The following is a 17,774-nucleotide window of genomic DNA, read 5'->3' as shown; positions in this document are numbered from 1 at the left end:
GTTTTGGAAGCCCTAGTCTAATGACTCAAACCACATTCTGAAGAGTACTACCGTTCACATTTACGAAATAATTGTGACAAACATCACCTTTAACCAACACGATTGGTCATCCGCATCCGCAATCGTTTACATCTGTATGATTTTAAAGCAGAGAACATGCTGGGATGAATAAACAGTAATGCAAGGAATTGAATGGATTTTGCGAAAAATACTCAGATGAATAACAAAAGCCTTAATATCATCACAAGTATATCACTTAACAGCCAATATTCGTGATTACAATATTTTGAATCCCCACCAATTTAAAATTATTTAAATGTAATAGCAGTTAGCTCGTTCATTTTTAATAAATATAATCTGAAAATCTCGCTTATTAATATGACTGCCAGCGCATATCGAATACCATTGCCCAGCAATTAATTTTGATCTTTGTCTTTTCATTAATTTAATTGCTAACAGGTTTATCAAATAAGAGGGACTTTAATGAACAAAATTGCAAAATCTATAGCGGTTAGCTTGCTGGCGCTTTCTGCGGGAAGCGCATGGGCGACGGACGGTAAAATTGAATTTACGGGTGAAATTCTAACCAGCACCTGTGAATTCGCCGATGGTGACGTCATCAACGTGGAACTGGGTCATTACGCCGCGCAGTTTAAAACTGTCGGTGATACCAGCCCGGCGATTCCGGTTAATATTCCGTTGGAAAACTGCCCAGCCACCCCGTGGGAGCACGTTGATGGCACAACGGACAACTCGTTCCAACTGTGGCTGGAAACGCGCGCTGGCGGCACCGTAGCCGATCACGACGATCTGGTCGCCGTTAGCAGCATGGATACCGCCGCAACCGGCGTGGGCATCCGTATCGCAAGAGCCAGCGACAACGCAACGATGGTGCTGAATAAGCTGCCCGCGGCTGATTCAAAAATCAGTTTTGCCCCGGAAGCCGATGGCACCACTATCGTAGGGCTACAAGCCTATTACGTCTCCACTGTAGATTCTAAAGAGATCTCCCCAGGCGAAGCCAACGCCAGCGTTGACGTCACCATCGACTACCGCTAATCCCGTATACCGTCTCTTTCCATCCCTTCTTCCCGCTGAGATGGAAAGAGACGTTTTTTGACATCAGGTTAAGGATTACAGCGATGAAAAAAAACACCGCGCTCGCTTTGGCATTGGTGCTGGGCAGTTGGGTCAGCCAAAGCCTCGCTGGCGGTATTGTGCTACAGAGAACCCGTGTCATCTACGATGCCGGGAAAAAAGAGGCCGCGCTGCCGGTGGCTAACCGCAGTGAAGGTCTGCCTTATTTATTGCAGTCGTGGGTCGACAATGCACAGGGAACCGCACGAGGCCCCTTTATTATTACGCCGCCGCTTTTTCGCCTCGATGCTGATAACGATTCATCATTACGAATTATAAAATCATCTGAAAACATTGCTAACGATAAAGAATCGTTGTTCTTTATTAATGTGCGCGCTATTCCTGCCAAAAACCAAACCACCGATGCGAATAATAATACGCTAACGCTGGTATTTAAAACACGAATAAAACTATTTTATCGCCCGACAAATTTAGTCGGCAAGCCTTACGACGCTTATAAATCTCTTGAATATAAATATAGCAATAATGAGTTAGATATATATAACCCATCGGCTTATCACGTCGTATTCGCCGGTCTTGCGCTAGGGAAAACCGATCTCACGAATAAAATCGATTACATCGCTCCCGGCGAGCATAAACGGCTGGCGGTCCCCGCCGCCGCAGGGAAAACGGTGCAGTGGGCCGCGATCAACGACTATGGCGGTACCACCAAAACAGAAACCCAGACGCTGCAATAAGCCGCGCCTCACGATGATAGCTCTCAGGGAATGACAAGCGATATGACGCAAAGAACGCCGAATTTATCAACCGTGAAGCCACTTGCCTTCTGGTTGCACTGCGCAATCGCCAGCGGATGCCTGGCCTCCGGCCATGCCTGGGCCGGTGACTTCTACTTTGATCCAACCCTTCTGGAAACGGAGAAAAGCGGCCAACAGGCGGTGGATCTGGCGGTATTTTCGCAGAATAACGCCCAGCTTCCCGGCGAATATATTGTTGATATTTATATTAACAACAAGAAAACCGGCCAGCGTAAGCTGCCGTTCGTTGCAGGTAAAGAACACCAGTTGATTCCTCAGTTCACCCTCGGGCAATTGCGTGAACTGGGCTTTAAAATCGACAACTATCCACAGTGGGCGGAGCAGGACAACGCCACGACGGTTGCCGACCTGACGCAGGCGATTCCCGGCAGCATCTCACAGTTTGATATCAACCACAGCCGACTGAATCTCAGCGTGCCGCAGATTGCCCTTTACCGTGACGCCCGCGGCTATGTAGATCCTGCTCGCTGGGACGACGGGATGCCGGTTTTGTTCACCAACTACAACTTTAGCGGTTCGCAAAACCAGTACGACAACGACAGCGATCGGCGCCAGTATCTGAATATGCAAAATGGCGCCAACATCGGCCCCTGGCGACTACGCAATTACTCGACCTGGGCGCACAGCGATAATGACACGCGTTGGGATAGCATTAATAGCTGGCTACAACGGGATATCAAAAGCCTGAAATCGCAGCTGGTGATAGGCGAGAGCGCCACCGAAGGCACGGTGTTCTCCAGCTATCAGTTTACCGGCGTGCGGCTGTACTCTGATGAAACCATGCTACCCAACAGCCAGCGCGGTTTTGCGCCGACCATTCGCGGCATCGCCAACTCCAGCGCTATCGTTACGGTACGGCAAAACGGCTACATCCTGTATCAAAGCAACGTTCCGGCGGGGGCTTTTGAAATCAACGATCTCTACCCTTCGGCGTTCAGCGGCGACTTAGACGTCACTATCGAAGAAGCCGACGGCAGCATACGTCATTTCGTCCAGCCGTTCTCCGCGCTGCCGCAGATGCAAAGACCGGGTTATCTAAAATACAGCGTCACCGCGGGGCGCTTTCGCGCTGCCAGCTCGCAGGACAGCCACGAGCCGGAGTTCCTTGAAAGCACCGCCAGCTATGGTCTGAACAACGCGTTCACGCTTTACGGCGGCCTGAACGCCTCGCAGGACTACCGAGCGCTGGCGCTGGGCCTCGGCTCTACGCTTGGCGTTCTGGGAGCAGTATCGATGGACGTCAGCCGCGCGGACACTCAGCTTGATAATGATGAAAGCTATCATGGCTACAGCTGGCGCACCCAGTACATCAAAGACCTACCGGAAAGCGGCACCAGCGTGTCGCTAAGCTACTACCGCTACACCAGCAGCGGTTATTTCAACTTCTCCGACGCCAACCAGAAGGGTATCAACGGCGGCGATCACCTGCGCAATGAAGCTCAGTTCACTGTCAGCCAGACGTTGTTTTCTGGTATCAGTTTCTACGCCTCTGGCTCGCAGCAGGAGTACTGGGATCGCGAGCAGCAGGATAAAAACCTGTCCATTGGCCTGAACGGCAATCTGTGGGGCGTGAGCTATAACCTCAGCGGCCAGTTTACCGACTCACATGACAGCGACAACGACCGTACGCTGTCGCTCAGCCTGAGCGTGCCGTTGGATCGCTGGCTGTCGCATGCGCAGGCAACCTGGCGCACCACTGACCAGCGCGATCGCGCTACTCAGCACGAAGTGGGCATCAATGGCTCGCTGCTGGAAGACCGTCGGCTGACTTATAACCTGAAACAACGGCAAAGCGAAGGCGGCGATCCGGGCAGCAGCAGTCTGTACGGCAGCTACCGTTCTGCCTACGGCACCGTGAATGCCGGTTACGACTACAGCAGCGATAACCGCCAACTGAGCTACGGTCTCTCTGGTGGTATTGTCGCCCATCGTCACGGCGTGACCCTGTCGCAGTCGCTGGGCAATGCCTTCGCGCTGATTGACGCCAACGGCGCGGCAGGGATCCGGGTGAAAAATTACCCCGGCATCGCCACCGACTATTTTGGCTATGCCGTGATCCCCTATCTGACCGCGTATCAGGAAAACGCCATCTCTCTCGATACCACAATGATGCCGGATAACGTCGACGTCACCGAAACGGTGCGCACCGTAGTGCCTAATCGCGGTGCCGCCGTAACGGCACACTTTATTGCCCGGACCGGCTACCGCGTACTGCTGAAACTCATCGATGCGCGCGGAAAAGCACTGCCCTTCGGCGCCATCGCCAGCAGTCAGACGCAGCAGAGCATCGTCGATGAAGGTGGCGTGCTGTATATCACTGGTGTAAACAGCCAGCCGCAGATATGGTCCGTGCGCTGGGGTAATCAGCCAGATCAACAGTGCCAGTTTACCTTCAGCCTGCCGGAAGATTCTGCTCGCAACACCGCAATACAAAATGGGAACGCGCTATGTCAATAAAGAGTCTGTGGATGAAAAATGGGATTACCGCCGTGCTACTGGCGCTACCTATCACCCCGGTCTACGCGGTGAACGGGGCCTGCTCCGCGACGGGAAGCTTTAACGTCAATATAGCCAGCGACTGGACGCAAGCACAGAACGTCGCGGGAACCTCGCTGGAACTGCCAACGCCGCTCTCAGGCAATGCTTATCAAATCGATTGCAGCTGTAGCGCGAGTAGCAAAGTGGCGTTGTACTATACGGTCACCAGCGCACTATCTAAAAACGGTAAACTCAGCGGCTTTTACCAGTTGAATGATAATCTGGATATTAAAACTGAAGTTGATGACATTCCTGGGAAGACGGCGGTCACGCCGCTGAACACTAAACCTATCCAGGAAAGTGGCTCTTACAGCCCCAGCAGCAGCAAAGGTAGCGTGTGCACGGCTGACCCAGCGGAGATCCGCGCCGCGCCGGTAACCATTGGCGCGAGCACCCGTTTTACGCTGTACGTCACCAAACCCTTCCTGGGGGAACTGGTAATTCCAGACACCCTGGTCGCCTCAGTACAGGCCGGATGGACCAGTTCGTCCACCCCACCATCGGTGAGCAGCATGGAAGATATCGCCGAACTGCGCATCCAGGGGAGCATCACCGTGCCCCAGGATTGTAAAATCAACCAGGGCGACGTGATTCAGGTCGATCTCGGTTTTATCAACGCCAACCGTTTCACCACCAAGGACCAGATGCCGGACGGCTATACACCGGTCAATTTTGACATTCACTATGACTGCGGTGATACCTCAACCATCAAAAATAGCATGGAAATGAGGATTGATGCTGATGATGTGATTGAGCAGTACACGTTAGTCGCCCGCCGCCAGGAAGCCAATAACGTCCCGGACATCGGTGTGAGAATGGCCCGTATCGACGGGACCCATGTCAATGTCCCGTTCACAAATGGATTGATCAATATCGATCCTTCCGGCAAGGGAGTAATCAACCTGGAAGCCTGGCCGATTAATATGCTCGGCGGCACGCCCGCGCCGGGGAAATTTAGCGGTACCGCGACCATCACCGTTCTCGTGAAATAATGGCTCACAACATCGGCTGGCGCTGAGCCAGTTCGATAAAATGCTGCAGGGCGGGCTTTAGCTCGCCTTTTTTCCACGCCATCAACAGCGCAATGGTCGGAACATCGCCAACAATAGGACGGAAAACCACCTGTCCGGTATTAAAATTATTCATATAACCGGGTATCAAAGTCACCCCCAGCCCCATGCCGACCAGGTTCATGGTCACCAGAATGTTGGTTGCCACCTGCACAATGTTGGGCTGGCTTTTTTGTCGCTGAAACCAGTTTTTGACAATCATCGCTAACGCGCCGGAGTAGGCCGGATCGGTACTGACAAAATTCACGCCGTGTAGTTGTTCTGCGGAGATTGCTTGCTCATTAGCTAACGGATGATTCACCGGTAAAACCACTACTAACGGCTCATGAATCAGCTCCAGATAATCGAGATCCGGGCTGTACACCGGGTGGCGCATTAAGCCCACATCCAGCTCTCCACTCAGGATCTTCTCTTCCTGTTCAGTGGTGATCAGACTCACCAGCTCAATGTGCGTATCAGGCTGTTTTAAACGAAACAAAGGCAGCACCTTCGGCAGCAGATTTACCTCTGCGGAAGGGACAAAACCGATGGCGAAATGATTATCTTCCTGCACCGTTTTACGGGCACGAACTTTGGCGTTTTCCGCCTGTTCGAGGATCGCCAGCGCATCTTGTAAAAAGCACTCTCCCGCCGCCGTCAGCGCAACTTTTCGTTTATCCCGCACCAACAATGGAACGCCCACGCACGTTTCCAGATCGCGGATCTGGCTGCTTAACGACGGCTGAGAGGTATGCAGCTTTTCTGCCGCTCGGGTGAAATTCAGCGCCTGCGCCACCGCTACGAAATAGCGTAAGTGCCTCAGTTCCATACCCTTCTCCTTGTTATCGAAAAAATGTCTCAACTGGTAGAAATTTACTATTTCACAGATTGATAACCAAACAGCAACATCCTTAGGGTACAAAAAAAGAAGGTCAATACATCTTAGCTTTCAGGATTAAAAAATATGACCACACCCTCAAATTTAGACATCTACCAACTGATCGATACGCAAAACGGTCGCGTAACCCCACGAATTTATACCGACCCTGAAATTTACCAACTGGAGCTGGAACGCATCTTCGGACGCTGCTGGTTATTTCTCGCCCACGAAAGCCAAATCCCCAAACCCGGTGATTTTTTTAACACCTACATGGGCGAGGATGCAGTTGTGGTGGTTCGCCAGAAAGACGGCAGCATCAAAGCGTTTCTCAACCAGTGTCGCCACCGCGCAATGCGCGTCAGCTACGCCGACTGCGGTAATACCCGCGCCTTCACCTGCCCGTATCACGGCTGGTCGTACGGCATTAACGGCGAGCTGATCGACGTCCCGCTGGAACCGCGCGCCTACCCGCAAGGGCTGTGCAAATCGCACTGGGGGCTGAACGAAGTTCCTGGCGTAGAGAGCTACAAGGGACTGATTTTCGGCAACTGGGATACCTCCGCGCCTGCGCTGCGCGATTATCTCGGCGACATCGCCTGGTATCTCGACGGTGTGCTGGATCGTCGTGAAGGCGGCACCGAAATCGTCGGTGGCGTACAAAAGTGGACCATCGATTGTAACTGGAAATTCCCCGCCGAACAGTTTGCCAGCGACCAGTATCACGCGCTGTTCAGCCACGCCTCGGCCGTGCAGGTGCTGGGGGCAAAAGACGACGGCAGCGATAAACGCCTGGGAGACGGACAAACCGCCCGCCCGGTGTGGGAAACCGCCAAAGACGCACTACAGTTCGGTCAGGATGGGCACGGTAGCGGATTTTTCTTTACCGAAAATCCTGATGCCAATGTCTGGGTCGACGGCGAAGTCTCCAGCTACTACCGTGACACCTACGCGGAAGCCGAGCAGCGTCTGGGTAAAGTTCGCGCCCTGCGTCTGGCCGGTCACAACAACATTTTCCCAACGCTTTCCTGGCTCAACGGTACTGCCACCTTAAGGGTCTGGCATCCGCGCGGGCCGGATCAAGTTGAAGTGTGGGCATTCTGTATTACCGATAAAGCCGCCTCTGATGAAGTGAAAGCCGCGTTTGAAAACAGCGCAACGCGGGCTTTTGGCCCCGCCGGATTCCTGGAGCAGGACGACTCGGAAAACTGGTGTGAAATACAAAAACTGTTGAAGGGTCATCGCGCACGCAACACCAGGTTGTGTCTGGAAATGGGGCTTGGCCAGGAGAAACGTCGTGAAGACGGCATTCCGGGGATCACCAACTACATCTTTTCGGAAACCGCCGCGCGCGGCATGTATCAGCGCTGGGCCGATTTGCTCAGCAGCGAAAGCTGGCAGGAAGTGCAGGAGAAAACCGCAGCTTACCAGCAGGAGGTGATGAAATGAGCACCTTAGTTTCTCAGGAACTACACCACCGCATTACACAGTTTCTCTACCATGAAGCCAGCCTGCTGGATGACTGGAAGTTTCGTGACTGGCTGGCACAACTGGATGAAGACATTCGCTACACCATGCGTACGACGGTCAATGCCCAGACGCGCGATCGTCGCAAAGGCGTGCAGCCGCCGACCACCTGGATTTTCAACGACAACAAAGACCAGCTCGAACGTCGTATCGCGCGGCTGGAAACCGGCATGGCCTGGGCGGAAGAGCCACCGTCGCGTACCCGGCACCTGATCAGCAACTGCCAGGTCAGTGAAACTGGAGTTCCCGACGTCTTTGCCGTGCGCCTTAATTATCTGCTGTATCGCGCGCAAAAAGAGCGCGATGAAACCTTTTACGTCGGCATGCGCATAGACAAAGTGCGCCGTTTGCCGGGCGATGAGTGGCGCTTACTGGAGCGTGAGATCGTGCTGGATCAAGCGGTGATCACCTCCCATAACCTGAGTGTACTGTTCTGATGAGTCGTGTTTATGCCTGCCCCGTAGGGGATTTGCCGGAGGGTGAAGCGCTCCGGCTTGATACTTCGCCCGTCATCGCGCTGTTCAACGTTGGCGGCGAGTTCTATGCCATTAACGATCGCTGTAGCCACGGTAACGCCTCGATGTCGGAAGGCTATCTGGAAGACGACGCTACGGTGGAATGCCCGCTGCATGCCGCCAGTTTTTGCCTGAGAACCGGCAAGGCGTTGTGTCTACCCGCCACCGATCCGCTAACCACCTACGCAGTATATGTGGACGGTAGCGATGTGTTTGTTGATATTCCAGAGGACGCAAGATGAGCGATTTACGCGATAACGTGGTCTTTATCACCGGCGGCGGCTCCGGTCTTGGCCTGGCGCTGGTCGAGCGTTTCATCGAAGAAGGTGCGCGGGTCGCCACGCTGGAGCTGTCGCCAGCTAAAGTTGCCAGCCTGCGTCAGCACTTTGGCGAACATGTGCTGGCAATCGAAGGCAACGTCACCTGCTACGCCGACTATCAGCGCGCGGTAGATCAAATCCTGACGCATTACGGTACGCTGGACTGTTTTATCGGAAATGCGGGGATATGGGATCACAACGCCTCGTTGGTCAATACGCCTGCGGATGCGCTGGAGAGCGGCTTTCATGAGCTGTTTAACGTCAACGTGCTGGGCTATCTGCTGGGCGCAAAAGCCTGTGCCCCTGCACTTATCGCCAGCGAAGGCAGCATCATCTTTACCCTGTCCAATGCGTCGTGGTATCCCGGCGGCGGCGGCCCGCTGTATACCGCCAGCAAACATGCGGCTACCGGGCTGATTCGCCAGCTGGCATACGAGCTGGCACCAAAGGTTCGTGTTAACGGTGTCGGTCCATGCGGTATGGCGACAGATCTACGCGGCCCGCAGGCGCTGGGACAAAACGATACATCGATTATGCAGTCGCTTACGCCGGAAAAAATCGCCGCTATTTTGCCACTACAGTTTTTCCCGGAGCCGGCGGATTTTACCGGCCCGTATGTGATGCTGGCGTCAAAGCGTAACAACCGCACATTGAGCGGCGTGATGATCAATGCCGACGCCGGTCTGGGTATTCGCGGTATTCGTCACGTCGCCGCCGGACTGGATCTCTGAGGAGGCGTTATGAACCCAAAAACTATCGCTATCGTCGGCGGCGGTCAGTCGGCGGCTATGGCTGCCGCTGCACTGCGCCAACAAGGATTTGACGGCGAATTACACCTGTTTTCCGATGAGCAACATCTGCCCTATGAACGCCCACCGCTCTCCAAAGCGATGCTACTGGACGACAATCCGCAACTTCAGCCGATACTCCCCGCTGACTGGTGGCGGGAACACAACGTACAGCTGCATCTGGGGGTTACTGTGCGGACGCTCGGCCGCCAAACGCATCAGTTGGTGCTGGCTAATGGGCAGAGTTATCCATGGGATCGGCTACTGATTGCGACGGGCGCTGCGGCACGCCCCCTTCCGCAACTGGATAAGCTGGGCGATCGTTGCTTCACCCTGCGCCACGCGGGCGATGCCGAGCGCCTGCGCGACAATTTATTGCCGGGCAAGTCGATTGTCATTGTCGGTGCGGGCACCATTGGTCTGGAACTGGCGGCCAGCGCGACTCAACGTAGCTGTCAGGTGACGGTGGTGGAGCTGGCGCCAACGGTCATGGGCCGCAACGCGCCTGCTCCGGTGCGCGACTATCTGCTAGCCCGCCACCAACTTGCGGGCGTGCGAGTACTGCTTAACAGCACTATTGAGCATGTCGAAGCAGGAGAGTGTCTCTCGCTCACGCTACAAAACGGCGAAACTCTCACCGCTGATTCGGTGATCTATGGCATCGGTATCGTGGCGAACGATATGCTGGCCCGCGAAGCGGGGCTGGAGACGGCGAACGGCATTATCGTTGATACCGCCTGCACCACCTCCGATCCCGCGATTTTCGCCGCCGGTGACGTAGCGATAACGCGCCAGGCTGACGGTTCGTTAGTACGCGTCGAAAGCTGGGAAAACGCCAATTTTCAGGCACAGGTTGCCGCCGCCGCGATGCTCAATCAACCGCAGCCAGCAGCAACGCCGGGCTGGTTCTGGACCGATCAATATCGCGATAATTTGCAGTTTATTGGCGAAATGCAGGGAGACAGCTGGCTCATACGCGGCAATTCAGATGCGCAGAGAGCAATATGGTTTAACCTACAGGATGACGTGATTGTCGGCGCAGTAACGTTGAATCAGGGCCGAGAAATACGTTTATTGAGAAAATGGATTCAGGCAAAGAAAAAGCCGCCAGTGGCGGCTTTAATCGATGAAACAATCTTGCTTAAGTCAATATAACTGCCGGATGGCACTTCGTTTATCTGGCCTACATGTGAGTTACCTGTAGGCCGGATAAGATGTTTACACCACCATCTGGCAATCCGTATTACTTACGCGTAAACCGGGAAACGTGCACAGATATCGAGCACTTTACCTTTGACGCGCTCGATAACAGCTTCGTCATTGATGTTGTCCAGAACGTCACACATCCAGCCAGCCAGCTCTTTCACTTCAGCTTCTTTAAAGCCACGGCGAGTCACAGCCGGAGAACCGATACGGATACCGGAAGTCACAAACGGGCTCTTCGGATCGTTCGGTACGCTGTTTTTGTTAACGGTGATGTTAGCACGGCCCAGCGCGGCGTCAGCTTCTTTACCGGTCAGGTTTTTATCAACCAGATCCAGCAGGAACAGGTGGTTTTCAGTACCGCCAGAAACCACTTTGTAGCCACGGTTCAGGAACACTTCCACCATCGCTTTGGCGTTTTTAGCAACCTGCTGTTGGTAAACCTTGAACTCAGGCTCCATCGCTTCTTTCAGCGCCACAGCTTTCGCCGCGATCACGTGCATCAGCGGGCCGCCCTGCGCGCTTGGGAACACAGCGGAGTTCAGTTTTTTGTACAGCTCTTCGTCACCGCCTTTCGCCAGGATCAGGCCACCGCGCGGACCCGCCAGGGTTTTGTGGGTAGTGGTGGTCACAACGTGTGCGTGTGGAACCGGGTTCGGATAAACGCCCGCGGCAATCAGACCCGCAACGTGCGCCATATCGACGAACAGGTATGCACCGATGCTGTCGGCGATTTCGCGCATTTTTGCCCAGTCAACAACGCCGGAGTAAGCAGAGAAGCCACCGATGATCATCTTCGGTTTGTGCTCTTTGGCCTGCTTCGCCATGTCTTCGTAGTCAATTTTGCCGGACTCATCAATACCGTAAGGGATGATGTTGTACAGTTTGCCGGAGAAGTTAACCGGGGAGCCGTGAGTCAGGTGGCCGCCTTGTGCCAGGTTCATACCCAGAACGGTATCGCCCGGTTGCAGCAGAGCGGTGTAAACAGCGAAGTTAGCCTGAGAACCAGAGTGCGGCTGTACGTTGGCGTAGTCAGCGCCAAACAGCTCTTTTGCACGATCGATAGCCAGTTGCTCAACGATATCAACGTACTCGCAACCGCCGTAGTAGCGCTTGCCCGGATAACCTTCAGCGTATTTGTTGGTCAGCTGAGAACCCTGCGCCTGCATAACACGCGGGCTGGTGTAGTTTTCGGAGGCGATCAGTTCGATGTGCTCTTCCTGACGTACTTTTTCCTGCTCCATAGCCTGCCACAGTTCGGCATCATAATCGGCAATGTTCATTTCACGCTTTAACATCCGCATCTCCTGACTCAGCTAACAATAGAATTTCGGCCTAAAAAGGCAGTCCCTAGGACTTCGGCCAACAGTATAACCGAATCATTCTTCGATAACAGGTCTTGACAAAGGATTTTACGCAAACGATTACCTTCGCGGTACGCAAGGCTTTGGAGAACAAAGGTCTGCTGAATTTCAACGGATTTCTTTTCAGGTTTGTGATGCAGATTTTTCACGATGTAACCTTTACAACGCAAAGTTACAAAGAACCATTTACAATGCAGGGGTATTTTTTATAAGATGTATTTGACATACATCATTAAAGTCTCAGATAAAGGAAGACCGTATGCTTGACGCACAAACCATCGCTACAGTGAAAGCCACCATTCCCCTTCTGGTTGAAACAGGCCCGAAGCTGACCGCCCATTTCTACGACCGCATGTTTACGCATAACCCAGAGCTGAAAGAAATCTTCAACATGAGTAATCAGCGTAATGGCGATCAGCGTGAAGCGCTGTTTAATGCTATTGCCGCGTATGCCAGCAATATCGAAAATCTGGCGGCACTGTTGCCGGCTGTTGAGAAAATCGCACAGAAGCATACCAGCTTCCAGATTAAACCCGAGCAGTACAACATCGTGGGTGGCCATTTACTGGCAACGCTGGACGAAATGTTCAGCCCAGGCCAGGAAGTTCTGGATGCGTGGGGCAAAGCATACGGCGTGCTGGCGAACGTTTTCATCAACCGTGAAGCGCAGATTTACAGCGAAAATGCCAATAAAAATGGCGGCTGGGAAGGTACCCGTCCTTTCCGCATCGTGGCAAAAACCCCACGTAGTGCACTTATCACCAGCTTTGAATTTGAACCTGTCGATGGTGGCGCAGTGGCTGAATATCATCCGGGGCAATACCTGGGCGTCTGGTTAAAGCCGGAAGGTTTCCCGCATCAGGAAATTCGTCAGTACTCACTGACCCGTAAACCCGATGGCAAAGGCTACCGTATTGCGGTTAAGCGTGAAGACGGTGGTCAGGTTTCAACCTGGCTGCACAACCATGCGAATGTTGGCGACGTTGTTCACCTGGCCGCACCTGCGGGCGATTTCTTTATGGACGTCGCGACCGACACCCCGGTATCTCTGATCTCCGCGGGCGTGGGACAAACCCCAATGCTGGCGATGCTGGATACGCTGGCAAAAGCGAAGCATACGGCGCAGGTTAACTGGTTCCACGCGGCAGAAAATGGTGACGTGCATGCCTTCGCTGATGAAGTCAATGAACTCGGCAAAACGCTGCCACGCTTTAGCGCACACACCTGGTATCGTGAGCCAACCGAAGTCGATCGCGCGAAAGGTGCGTTTGATAGCGTAGGTCTGATGGATTTGAACAAACTGGAAAGCGCAATTAGCGATCCGGCGATGCAGTTTTATCTGTGCGGTCCGGTTGGTTTCATGCAGTTCGCCGCGAAGCAGCTGGTCGGTCTGGGCGTGAAAAACGAGAACATTCATTACGAATGCTTCGGTCCACACAAAGTCTTGTAATGTGTTACGCGAGTAGGCCGGATAAGGCGTTTACGCCGCCATCCGGCAATCACTCGACCTGATGCGCTACGTTTATCAGGCCTACAAATTAACGGCGCGGCTTAGATTGCCGCGTCGTCTTCTTCACCGGTACGAATACGAATAACGCGTGCCACGTCGAAGACAAAAATCTTACCGTCGCCGATCTTGCCGGTCTGGGCAGTACGGATAATGGTGTCGACGCAGGTATCGACGATGTCGTCGGTAACCACAATTTCAATTTTTACCTTCGGCAGAAAATCCACCATATATTCCGCACCACGGTACAGCTCGGTATGGCCTTTCTGACGGCCAAACCCTTTCACTTCTGTCACAGTCATACCGGTAATGCCGACTTCTGCCAGCGCTTCGCGGACGTCGTCCAGCTTGAAGGGTTTAATAATCGCATCAATCTTTTTCATGCTATTCCTTGAAAAGGTCGCCTGTCTTTTGATCGAATAAAGCTAACATAATCCGCAGATTTATTCTTTGAAATCGTTTGCATCCAGCTCGTGCCGAGAAAGCAATTTATAGAATTCGGTGCGGTTGCGCCCCGCCATTCTTGCTGCATGGGTCACATTGCCCTTGGTGATTTGCAGCAGCTTACGCAGATAGTTGAGCTCAAACTGGTTACGCGCCTCAACAAAGGTCGGCAGCGCGGTGTTTTCCCCTTCCAGCGCCTGCTCCACCAGCGCGTCGCTGATCACCGGCGAAGAGGTCAACGCCACGCACTGCTCAATCACGTTGACCAGCTGACGCACGTTGCCCGGCCAGCTGGCGGTCATTAACCGCTTCATGGCATCGGTTGAAAAGGCGCGTACGAACGGTTTGTGCCGTTCAGCAGACTGGCGCAGCAGATGGTTCGCCAGCAGCGGAATATCTTCCGTACGCTCGGCCAGCGCAGGGATCTTCAGGCTCACCACGTTGAGGCGATAGTACAAATCCTCGCGAAATTCACCCCGAGCCATCGCTTTGGGTAAATCGCGGTGGGTCGCAGAAACGATCCGCACATCAATGTCGATATCGCGGTTACTGCCCAACGGTCTGACTTTTCGTTCCTGCAATACGCGCAGCAGTTTCACCTGTAACGGCGCAGGCATATCGCCAATCTCATCGAGAAACAGCGTGCCGCCTTCCGCGGCCTGAAACAGCCCTTCACGATTGCTCACCGCACCGGTAAAAGCCCCCCGTGCATGACCAAACAGTTCTGATTCCAGCAGTTGTTCCGGCAACGCACCGCAGTTAATGGCAATGAAAGGTTTTTGGCTGCGTGGGCTGGCGTTGTGAATAGCCTGAGCGAAAACTTCTTTCCCGGTTCCGCTTTGGCCGTTAATCAAGACACTAACGTCCGATTGCGCCACCATCCGCGCCTGTTCCAGCAGGCGTAGCATCAGCGGGCTGCGGGTAACGATAGATTCGCGCCAGCTGTCATCGGTGGCGGGCGCAGACTGTTCCAGCGCCCCGTCAATCGCGTGATACAACGCGTCCTTGTCGACTGGCTTAGTGAGAAAACTGAACACCCCCTGCTGGGTCGCCGCAACGGCGTCCGGGATGGAGCCGTGAGCGGTCAGGATAATCACCGGCATTCCAGGCTGTACTTTCTGGATTTCAGTAAACAGCTGCATGCCATCCATTTCATCCATGCGCAGATCGCTAATAACCAGATCCACTTTTTCACGGTTCAGCACCCGTAACCCTTCCTGCCCACTTTCCGCGGTCACGACGCTGTAGCCTTCGCTGGTCAGTCGCATTCCAAGTAATTTCAACAGGCCCGGATCGTCATCCACCAGCAGCAGATGCGCGGGCTTACGGCTTATCATGGCGTAACCTCATCGGCAGACGGCGCTGCGCCTTCTTCGTTATCAGGCGTAGTGAGTTTATCGTTCCCGTGCAGCGCATCAGGATTGTAGTTACCGCCAGGTTTGCGCGTAGAAAGCTGGCGCTCAATATCGGTCAGATTCTCCAGCTTGCGGGTCGTGAGATCGAGCTGGGACTGCAAATGCTGTTGCTGTTGGCGCAGCGTATCGAGATCGCTGTCGGACGCTTGCTGGAGTTTACTGTAGCGCATACGCTCTTCGGCAAGCTGCAACTGCAACGTTTGGCTGCTGCGCCAGACCTGATACAGCGGGCGTACCTGCGGCGGAATTTGCGGGCTTAACGCATCGAGGCGCGTAACAGCCTCCCGCCTTTCAGGCGGCGTAATGTTGGCATTATCGAGCAGGATCCCACGCCTGAAAGCGCCCTGCCAGGTATCTGTCATCAGGGTGCTGGCTTCACTACGCGCCTGCACCGGCATCAGGCGATTGGCACAATCCATCGCCCGCAGCCAGTACAACGGATTGGTTTCTGTAGACTGGCCAGACAGCGACCAGATATCCGTACAGTCGGTTGCAAGGTAGTCCGCCATTTGATTAGGCGGAATTTTCTCCTGCGAGGGATCACCGATAATATGATTCACCGCGTTCGGGACACAACCAACCAGCGCCAGGCACGGCAGGCTTGCGAGGATGACGCGACGAAGAAAATGTCGTTTAAGCATTCGGACAACAACGTATGGCATACTCACCAGACTTAGGTTTATTTTAGTGATTTTTCGCAGCAGCTAGCGGCAGTTCTATGCGAAAACAAACGTTTTGCGCATGGTCATCAACCAGATACAGCTTGCCCCGCATACGGCGGATGCAATCTCTGGCAATGCTTAGCCCCAACCCGCTTCCTTTTACCGCCCCTTTTCGCTGATGACTCCCCTGGAAAAAAGGCTCGAAGATCATGGTCTGTTCTGCTTCTGGAATCGGTGTGCCGGTATTCATTACATCGATGTATACCGTTGAGCCATGCAAACTGCTGCGGATCCAAATGTTACCGGATTCAGCACCATAGTGCACCGCATTGGAATAAAGATTGTCCAGCACGCTCATCAACAGCATCGGTTCTGCCAGGCAGGTGTTCACCGCAAGCGCAACATCAGTATGTATCATTTTGGCGCGAGCGGGCAGGCTATGCGCAGAAACAACGCTTTCCACCAGCGGCGTGATTTCCACACTTTCAAGTTCCACCTCGTCATCAGCCAGCTTGCGGTTGTAATCAAGGAGTTGTTCAATCAGCTTTTGCAGGTTGCGGCTGCTGTCATCCAGAATACCGACCACCTCTTTTTGCTCCGCTGTTAACGGGCCAACCACCTGATCGGCCAACAATTCGGTACCTTCGCGCATGCTCGCCAGCGGTGTTTTCAGCTCATGGGAAAGATGGCGTAAAAACTGATGCCGTTGCGACTCAAGCCAGGAGAGGCGTTCGCTTAACCAGATGATACGCTGCCCCACGGATCTCAATTCCCGTGGCCCGGTAAATAATACGCTATCCCCAAGCGAGCGCCCTTCTCCCAGACAGTTGATCATCCGTTCAATGCCCTTCACCGGACCGATAATCATGCGGGTAAACAGCAAGACCATCGCCAGGCTGACGAGAAACAGCACCAGTGCCTGCCAGCCAAAAAACTGCCCACGTTCGGCTATTTCCTGCTGTAACTGCTGCCCACGAGAAAAGATCACGGTACGCGTCGCTTGCACCATCTCGGTATTGGCATTGGCGAATGCTTCCAGTCGTGCAGCCGACACACTGTCAGGACCACTGTTTTTACACTGCAACTGCGCGAGATCGTTAAGATCCTGACGCAACGCCTGGTAGAGCTTGGTATCCGGCAACACCCCCGCATGCGCATCCAGCATGTCGCTGTAGCGTTTACGCTGGCTTTGGTAGACCCTGGCCAATGTTGGGTCATCAAGCACGCAGTATTGCCGATAGCTGCGCTCCATCTCCAGCGCGACGTTGGTCATCGCCTCGCTGCGTCTGGCATCAATCAGCGTGGTGCGGTTTGTCAGCGCAGCCTGCGCGCTCAGGGCATTCAGACTTTGCCATGCCTGCCAGGCCAGAACTAACAACGGCAGCAGGATAAGCAAGAAGGCCAACGTCACCAATTGACGTAAAGATCGGGGAAAAACTGACCAGCGCTTCAAGGCGTTACTCTCAATGGACAGGAATAGATTGATGCTAACTGAGGGGAACGCCAGATACAACAAAGCCGGGATTAACCCGGCTTTGTTATGGAATAAGGCGGTGCCTAACTCGACGTTTCGCCCGGAGGTTGATATGAGCAATGCTAATATCAGATGTTGGACGGCAGGCACCTTGTTGTGCGTCATTCGAAGTTTA

Annotated in this window: 16 protein-coding genes; 10 read left to right on the top strand and 6 right to left on the bottom strand. The window is 53.8% G+C overall.

Features of this window, described 5'->3' with window-relative positions; translation table 11 throughout:
• The first annotated feature begins 483 nt into the window (after positions 1 to 483).
• The 4 genes from OGX89_RS09010 (at position 484) to OGX89_RS08995 (ending at position 5,446) form a co-directional block, all read left to right on the top strand.
• A complete protein-coding gene (locus OGX89_RS09010; protein WP_286560302.1) occupies positions 484 to 1,059 on the top strand; it encodes a fimbrial protein in 576 nt (191 codons plus the stop codon).
• A gap of 83 nt (positions 1,060 to 1,142) precedes the next feature.
• A complete protein-coding gene (locus OGX89_RS09005) occupies positions 1,143 to 1,835 on the top strand; it encodes a fimbrial biogenesis chaperone (protein WP_003835261.1) in 693 nt (230 codons plus the stop codon).
• A gap of 42 nt (positions 1,836 to 1,877) precedes the next feature.
• Positions 1,878 to 4,373 carry a fimbria/pilus outer membrane usher protein gene (locus tag OGX89_RS09000; RefSeq protein ID WP_125112740.1) on the top strand — a complete coding sequence of 832 codons (2,496 nt, stop codon included), beginning with the start codon at positions 1,878 to 1,880 and terminating at the stop codon, positions 4,371 to 4,373.
• Positions 4,364 to 5,446, top strand: a complete 1,083-nt coding sequence (locus tag OGX89_RS08995; RefSeq protein WP_080470574.1) for a fimbrial protein — start codon at positions 4,364 to 4,366, stop codon at positions 5,444 to 5,446. Before OGX89_RS09000 ends, OGX89_RS08995 begins: the two co-directional genes overlap by 10 nt.
• Positions 5,447 to 5,450: 4 nt before the next feature.
• Here the strand turns inward: OGX89_RS08995 and hcaR are convergent, their stop codons facing one another.
• The gene (gene hcaR / locus OGX89_RS08990; RefSeq protein WP_003835264.1) at positions 5,451 to 6,332 is read right to left on the bottom strand and encodes a DNA-binding transcriptional regulator HcaR; all 882 of its coding nucleotides are present in this window, start codon (positions 6,330 to 6,332) and stop codon (positions 5,451 to 5,453) included.
• A 135-nt stretch (positions 6,333 to 6,467) separates the two neighbouring features.
• Between hcaR and hcaE the strand changes: the two genes are divergently transcribed.
• The 5 genes from hcaE to hcaD are packed head-to-tail and all read left to right on the top strand — an operon-like array spanning position 6,468 to position 10,685.
• On the top strand, positions 6,468 to 7,829 hold the full coding sequence (hcaE, locus tag OGX89_RS08985; protein WP_063941929.1) for a 3-phenylpropionate/cinnamic acid dioxygenase subunit alpha: 1,362 nt from the start codon (positions 6,468 to 6,470) through the stop codon (positions 7,827 to 7,829).
• The gene (gene hcaF, locus OGX89_RS08980; protein WP_032944241.1) at positions 7,826 to 8,344 is read left to right on the top strand and encodes a 3-phenylpropionate/cinnamic acid dioxygenase subunit beta; all 519 of its coding nucleotides are present in this window, start codon (positions 7,826 to 7,828) and stop codon (positions 8,342 to 8,344) included. Before hcaE ends, hcaF begins: the two co-directional genes overlap by 4 nt.
• Positions 8,344 to 8,664: a 3-phenylpropionate/cinnamic acid dioxygenase ferredoxin subunit gene (gene hcaC, locus OGX89_RS08975; RefSeq protein ID WP_003835270.1), complete on the top strand. Its 321-nt coding sequence runs from the start codon at positions 8,344 to 8,346 to the stop codon at positions 8,662 to 8,664. The genes hcaF and hcaC overlap by 1 nt, the downstream gene beginning before the upstream one ends.
• Positions 8,661 to 9,473, top strand: a complete 813-nt coding sequence (gene hcaB / locus OGX89_RS08970) for a 3-phenylpropionate-dihydrodiol/cinnamic acid-dihydrodiol dehydrogenase (protein WP_125112741.1) — start codon at positions 8,661 to 8,663, stop codon at positions 9,471 to 9,473. The genes hcaC and hcaB overlap by 4 nt, the downstream gene beginning before the upstream one ends.
• A gap of 9 nt (positions 9,474 to 9,482) precedes the next feature.
• The gene (gene hcaD / locus OGX89_RS08965; RefSeq protein WP_125112742.1) at positions 9,483 to 10,685 is read left to right on the top strand and encodes a phenylpropionate dioxygenase ferredoxin reductase subunit; all 1,203 of its coding nucleotides are present in this window, start codon (positions 9,483 to 9,485) and stop codon (positions 10,683 to 10,685) included.
• 92 nt (positions 10,686 to 10,777) lie between these two features.
• Here hcaD and glyA read toward each other — a convergent pair whose 3' ends face one another.
• Positions 10,778 to 12,031, bottom strand: coding sequence for a serine hydroxymethyltransferase (glyA, locus tag OGX89_RS08960; RefSeq protein ID WP_003835277.1), 1,254 nt, complete (start codon positions 12,029 to 12,031; stop codon positions 10,778 to 10,780).
• A 325-nt stretch (positions 12,032 to 12,356) separates the two neighbouring features.
• Here glyA and hmpA point away from each other — a divergent pair, with 325 nt between their 5' ends.
• Positions 12,357 to 13,547 carry an NO-inducible flavohemoprotein gene (gene hmpA, locus OGX89_RS08955; protein ID WP_003835279.1) on the top strand — a complete coding sequence of 397 codons (1,191 nt, stop codon included), beginning with the start codon at positions 12,357 to 12,359 and terminating at the stop codon, positions 13,545 to 13,547.
• Positions 13,548 to 13,648: 101 nt separating this feature from the next.
• Here the strand turns inward: hmpA and glnB are convergent, their stop codons facing one another.
• Genes glnB through qseE form a run of 4 tightly spaced genes read right to left on the bottom strand, consistent with a single transcriptional unit; the run spans position 13,649 to position 17,578 of the window.
• Positions 13,649 to 13,987 carry a nitrogen regulatory protein P-II gene (gene glnB, locus OGX89_RS08950; RefSeq protein ID WP_002914032.1) on the bottom strand — a complete coding sequence of 113 codons (339 nt, stop codon included), beginning with the start codon at positions 13,985 to 13,987 and terminating at the stop codon, positions 13,649 to 13,651.
• Between the two features lie 60 nt (positions 13,988 to 14,047).
• Positions 14,048 to 15,382, bottom strand: a complete 1,335-nt coding sequence (glrR, locus tag OGX89_RS08945) for a two-component system response regulator GlrR (RefSeq protein WP_304502732.1) — start codon at positions 15,380 to 15,382, stop codon at positions 14,048 to 14,050.
• A complete protein-coding gene (gene qseG / locus OGX89_RS08940; protein WP_125112743.1) occupies positions 15,382 to 16,125 on the bottom strand; it encodes a two-component system QseEF-associated lipoprotein QseG in 744 nt (247 codons plus the stop codon). The genes glrR and qseG overlap by 1 nt, the downstream gene beginning before the upstream one ends.
• A gap of 22 nt (positions 16,126 to 16,147) precedes the next feature.
• Complete coding sequence (gene qseE / locus OGX89_RS08935) at positions 16,148 to 17,578, bottom strand: two component system sensor histidine kinase QseE/GlrK (RefSeq protein ID WP_125112766.1); 1,431 nt, start codon at positions 17,576 to 17,578, stop codon at positions 16,148 to 16,150.
• Positions 17,579 to 17,774 lie beyond the last annotated feature (196 nt).

This window comes from Citrobacter sp. Cpo103, from assembly GCF_030332605.1.
GTDB classification, from domain to species: Bacteria; Pseudomonadota; Gammaproteobacteria; order Enterobacterales; family Enterobacteriaceae; genus Citrobacter; species Citrobacter portucalensis.
Note: the sequence above shows the minus strand (reverse complement) of the source record. Positions and strands in the feature narration are given on the sequence as shown.